The organism is Streptococcus mitis (assembly GCF_008763935.1).
Lineage (GTDB): Bacteria > Bacillota > Bacilli > Lactobacillales > Streptococcaceae > Streptococcus > Streptococcus mitis_DB.
The window spans coordinates 1-5,090 of the sequence record NZ_VTQF01000021.1; the positions used below are offsets into that span (position 1 = coordinate 1).

The window sequence follows — 5,090 nt, forward strand, 5'->3', positions numbered from 1 at the left end:
TCATGGCTTGTGCGGTTTGCCGGAAGAAGGTGCTCATGAGAAATCCCCTAAATGTCTTGGTGGTAATTTAGGGGATTTTGGGGAATTTTGCAAAGGTCTCGAATGGCGTTTTTTCCCCTTTACTGAAGGTGAACGCCAATTTTTGCAGCGTTTTTTCTTCATCTTTATCAGTATGGGGGTAAGACAGGCAAAGCAGTGTGTTGAATCTGCGATCCTCTTGCCAAACGGTAAATCCCGCCTTTTTGATATTCTTCATAGAAGAGGCAAACTTGATTTCGTAGGGATGTTTCAGTTTGGCCTTAAAGACGGGAGATAGCTTTTCAGACGACCCTTTGTCTAACACATAGGTGTATTGATCGCCGAGCATGACCCAGCCGCCTGCCGGCGCATCTTCCGTAGTGGAGCCAAGCTTCCCGAAAGAGAGGATGCTGTCGTTGCCTTCGCGGATGGAAGGTGTGCCGTCGTCTGAAAAAGCAGCGCAGCCTGCAAGAAGGAATACTGCGGATAAAAAGGGGAAGGCGTATGTTTTCATAATGTTTGTTTGAAGGTATTTAAAATCAGGCAAATGGGGGAATACTCAATCCGAATTGTTCCAACAAGCCGACCGTTTCGTAAACGGGCAGGCCCATCACGCCGGTGAAGCTGCCTTGCAAATGCTCGACAAACACGCCGCCCAGTCCCTGAATGCCATACGCGCCCGCTTTGTCCATCGGTTCGCCGCTTCGGATATAGGCGGATATTTCTTCGGCAGACAAGGTTTTGAAACGCACGTCGCTGGTTTGTAAAACACCGCGCGTTTTCCTTTGCCAATATACGCATACGGCAGTCAGCACCTGATGCGTCTGCCCTGAAAGCCGGGCGAGCATTTCGGCTGCTTGGGCTTCGGTTTCCGGTTTGCCGAGGATGTGGTTTTGATAGGCAACCGTAGTGTCGGCGGTCAGAATCGGATATTCGGGCGACGCGTCGTGTGTGGCAAACCATTGCTCGACAGCGGCGGCATTTTTTTCCTGCGCCATACGTTGCACATAATCAGCGGCTTTTTCGTCGGAATGCGGCGTTTCGTCGATGTCGGCAGGGATACGGATAACTTTGAATCTTAAGTTTTCCAGAATTTCGCGGCGGCGCGGGCTGCCGGAGGCTAGGTAGAGTGTGTGCATAAAATTTTCTTTTTTAGGGGATATAAGGTCGTCTGAAAATTATTTTGACTGTTTGTGTTGGCCGGACAGGCGCACATAATGCGCGGAAGAATATTTCAAAAATTCTTTTTCTTTTTCGGTCAGCGGGCGGACTTGTTTGACGGGCGAGCCGACATAAAGATAGCCACTTTCCAAACGTTTGCGTGGCGGCACCAAGCTGCCTGCGCCTATCATCACGTCGTCTTCGATGACGGTATCGTCCAAAATAGTCGTACCCATGCCGATTAACACACGATCGCCGATGCGGCAGCCGTGCAGCATGACTTTGTGTCCGACGGTTACGTCTTCTCCGATAATCAGGGGTGAGCCTTCGGGCTTTTCCGCGTTTTTGTGCGAAACGTGCAAGACACTGCCGTCCTGTACATTGCTGCGCGCGCCGATGCTGATGCTGTTCACGTCGCCGCGCAACACGGCATACGGCCAAACGGATACGTCTTCGGCAAGCGATACTTCGCCGATGATGACGGAGGTTTCGTCGATGAGGCAGGATTCGTGAATTTGCGGAGTATGGTCTAAGAAAGGGCGGATAGGGTTCATGTTGTTTCTTCCTTTTTGACAGTGTGGCAGGTTTCAGACGACCTGCAGCTCGGTATGGCGAAAGTATGCCGTTTTGACGCAGGTGAGGCAAGGACGGCGTCTGCCGAGATGTCGTCATGTCTTTGTAAACAATATTTTTATGGTTATAGAACCATTTTCCGTTAAGCCTGCATCTCTTGTTTACCGAAGGTGGAAAATTGTCCGTTATTATCTTGTAGTTGCAAGTAGCTGCAAATCATTCTCTTGCCATTTGAATTGGAATAATATATATTTTTAAAAAATATTTCATAAAATAACGAAACCCGATGGTTTGTTTTCAAGCAGGTTTGGTGGGTTTCCAATCCCACAAACCTTGGCTTCCATCCTGTGTCCGTTTTCAGATCTATCTAATCCACCTTGTTTAAATAAAGGCGGCCGGAAGGTCGTCTGAAACTGTATGAAGGATATTCACATGAGCGAAACACAAGAGCTGACTTTTGCCAAACGGCTGAAAGAGCAGACTACAACTATTCACGATAGCGTGGACAACTTGGTTATGTCTGTCGAGCCGTTTACCAACAAAGAGAACTACATCAAATTTTTGAAACTGCAATCCGTGTTCCACAAAGCGGTCGATCATATCTATAAAGATCCGGAGTTGAATAAAGCCATTCCCGAGCTGGAATACATGGCGCGTTACGATGCGGTAACGCAAGACTTGGCTGATTTGGGTGACAAACCTTACGAATACGGCAAACCGCTGCCGCACGAAACCGGCAACAAAGCCATCGGCTGGCTGTATTGCGCAGAAGGTTCCAATTTGGGCGCGGCATTTTTGTTTAAACACGCGCAAAAACTGGATTACACCGGCGAACACGGTGCGCGTCACCTCGCTCCCCATCCGAACGGCCGCGGCAAACATTGGCGTGCCTTTGTCGAGCATCTGAATGCTTTGGGTTTAAGCCCTGAAGCCGAAGCCGAAGCGATTCAAGGCGCAAAAGATGCGTTTGCGTTCTACAAAGTCGTTCTGCGCGAAACTTTCGGTCTGCCTGAAGGCGCGGAAGCTCCGGAAGGCTTTGTTCCGCACCGTCATTAATGGTTTGACGATATAAGTAGAGGTCGTCTGAAACACATCTGTATGGACGGATTCATAAATTCCGTTTTCAGACGACCTTCATGCAGATGTAAGTTTAGTACCGTTTGGTTATCCGCATTTGCGGTATATTTTAATTGGTTTGATGTAAATAATTATCAAATATTTTATCACCATCATTCCAAAATACCATTATCACATTCAGGAGTTTGACCATGAAGGAATCATTTAAATTAAGTATGTTGGCGATTGCCTGCAGCATCGCATTGAGTGCATGCGGCTCAAGCGGTGGTGGCACGCCGTCTGCACAGCCTGCACCGACCCCGCAACAGCCGGGCAATAATTCCGGCTCGGGCGGAGGAGGTGATTCAAAACAAACAGAAGACGCTAAGAAAGCCGAAGAAGCAAAGAAAGCCGAAGAAGCAAAGAAAGCCGAAGAAGCCAAGAAAGCCGAAGAAGCCAAGAAAGCTGAAGAGGCTAAGAAAGCTGAAGAGGCCAAGAAAGCTGAAGAAGCTAAGAAAGCCAATGAGGCCAATTCAGGTCAAGGTTTTGGCGGCGAAGGCAAAGTAATGGGCAAGGCTTTGGATGGCGGTGTCTTGGTAGCGAAAAAACGTGAAACCGGCGATTTGGAATATGCCAAAACCGAAGCTCCGACTGCCTCGGATAAAAACAGCGTCGTACTTGATGGTGTCGCCATTAATACCAAAGACGTTAAAGCAGGTGAGTTCACGTTGGGCGAAAGAAGTACGAACGGCGGTAAAGCCGATGCAGCACAATATGCGATACACAGCGGCGACCTGCTGCCTGACGTTCGTTACGGCGGTGTTGCCGATGTAACCAATCTGCGTGATTTCAAACAAGCTTTATTTGTACAAGGTACTCCTGCCGGAAGCGATACTGTTGCCGCTCTAAAAGGCGAAGCCACTTATAAAGGTATCGGTTTGCATTTTGCAAACGGACTGCCGGTCAATACCAGTTCGTTAAACGAGATTTCTGATACAAGTGCCAAGTCTAAATTGGCAAACCTGTATTCTGCCGCCAGGGCAACCGATGTTACCGCAAAAGTCAATTTCGACCAAAAAACCATCAATGTCGGCATCAACCGCTATTCCGATCAAACGGTTGGCGGTGGTAGCGGTGGCAATAGGATTGCAGGTGTCGTCAAATCCAATGCGCGCGATATGGCGGAAAACCTGTCTTTCAATGGCGATTTGCACGGCAACACCTTCTCCAACAAGCAAGGTACGATGCAAGGCGGATTCTTTGGTGCGAAGGCAGACCAACTTGCCGGTACATATAGTGCGGCAGGCAAAAACCAACGTGATGAAGACGTAGTGGCGCGCGGTGTGTTTGGTGCAAAACGCCAAGATGCAGCTCAAGCAGGCGGACAGTCTGATGCGCCGGTTGCCAAACCTGATGCGCCCGTAACCAAACCTAAAGTTGATGCCGCTGCAGCTGAATTGAAAAAAGGTGAAACAGGCGAGCAATACATCTTATCGAATATCGCGGACTTGACCAAAGTCATTATCAACGGTACGGCAATCGCTTTGGCACCTGTTACCAACAAGCTCCATCAAACTGAATTGGGTTCGGACTACAAGTCGTTTGTTGCTTCAGGCAATTTGAGCAATGTTGTCTTCGGTGCGGCAAAACTTGCCGATAATGCCTACTCCTTGTTTGTTCAGGGGGTAATGAGTACCTCTCTACCATCAGGAACAGCCAAGTATGCCGGCGATGTGTTGAATTTCCGTGCCCGCAACTTGGATGATAAGGAGAACTGGGTGGGTGATACAGGAGGCTACCGTACTACCGGTTCGTTTACCGCAGATGTCAACTTCGATACCAAGACTATCGCAGGTAAAATCAATAGTGGTGACAGATGGTTCATGAATGAACGAGCCTTTACTGCAAATATTGCAGGTAGCAGCTTTAATGGTAAATGGGATTCCGGTGTGCAAGGTTCTATCTCAGGCGGATTCTACGGCGACAAAGCTGCCGAAATGGCGGGACGATACAGTTACAATGAAAAACCAGGTGATAATGGCTCTTCAAGTAACAACGCTTTCGGTGTATTCGGCGGTAAAAAACAATAACCGTCTGTTTAAGCTGAAAACAAACCGCCTGAAAGGGCGGTTTGTTTTTGAGTGGGTAGGATTTTCAGACGACCTTTTACAGTATAGTGGATTAAATTTAAACCAGTACGGCGTTGCCTCGCCTTGCCGTACTATAGTTAACCAAAACAAAAAGTATATAATTCTCTCCCTTAACTCCACACCTTACCCGTT

At 48.3% G+C, this 5,090-nt stretch carries 6 protein-coding genes; 3 read left to right on the plus strand and 3 right to left on the minus strand.

Annotation, left to right across the window (positions count from 1 at the left end; all coding sequences use genetic code 11):
• Positions 1-67: 67 nt before the first annotated feature.
• The 3 genes from F9B91_RS11925 to F9B91_RS11935 are packed head-to-tail and all read right to left on the minus strand — an operon-like array spanning position 68 to position 1,733.
• The gene (locus F9B91_RS11925; protein ID WP_070613324.1) at positions 68-532 is read right to left on the minus strand and encodes a hypothetical protein; all 465 of its coding nucleotides are present in this window, start codon (positions 530-532) and stop codon (positions 68-70) included.
• A 25-nt stretch (positions 533-557) separates the two neighbouring features.
• Entirely contained in the window at positions 558-1,157 is a 600-nt protein-coding gene (locus tag F9B91_RS11930) for a Maf family protein (protein ID WP_070538896.1), read from the minus strand.
• A 39-nt stretch (positions 1,158-1,196) separates the two neighbouring features.
• Positions 1,197-1,733 carry a gamma carbonic anhydrase family protein gene (locus tag F9B91_RS11935; RefSeq protein ID WP_070538897.1) on the minus strand — a complete coding sequence of 179 codons (537 nt, stop codon included), beginning with the start codon at positions 1,731-1,733 and terminating at the stop codon, positions 1,197-1,199.
• A gap of 451 nt (positions 1,734-2,184) precedes the next feature.
• Between F9B91_RS11935 and F9B91_RS11940 the strand changes: the two genes are divergently transcribed.
• The 3 genes from F9B91_RS11940 to F9B91_RS11950 all read left to right on the plus strand — a co-directional run.
• Entirely contained in the window at positions 2,185-2,808 is a 624-nt protein-coding gene (locus F9B91_RS11940) for a biliverdin-producing heme oxygenase (protein ID WP_070538898.1), read from the plus strand.
• 212 nt (positions 2,809-3,020) lie between these two features.
• A complete protein-coding gene (locus F9B91_RS11945) occupies positions 3,021-4,898 on the plus strand; it encodes a transferrin-binding protein-like solute binding protein (RefSeq protein ID WP_150923292.1) in 1,878 nt (625 codons plus the stop codon).
• On the plus strand, positions 4,846-5,090 hold a 245-nt coding region (locus F9B91_RS11950; protein ID WP_225306652.1), incomplete at its 3' end, for a hypothetical protein. The genes F9B91_RS11945 and F9B91_RS11950, both read left to right, overlap by 53 nt.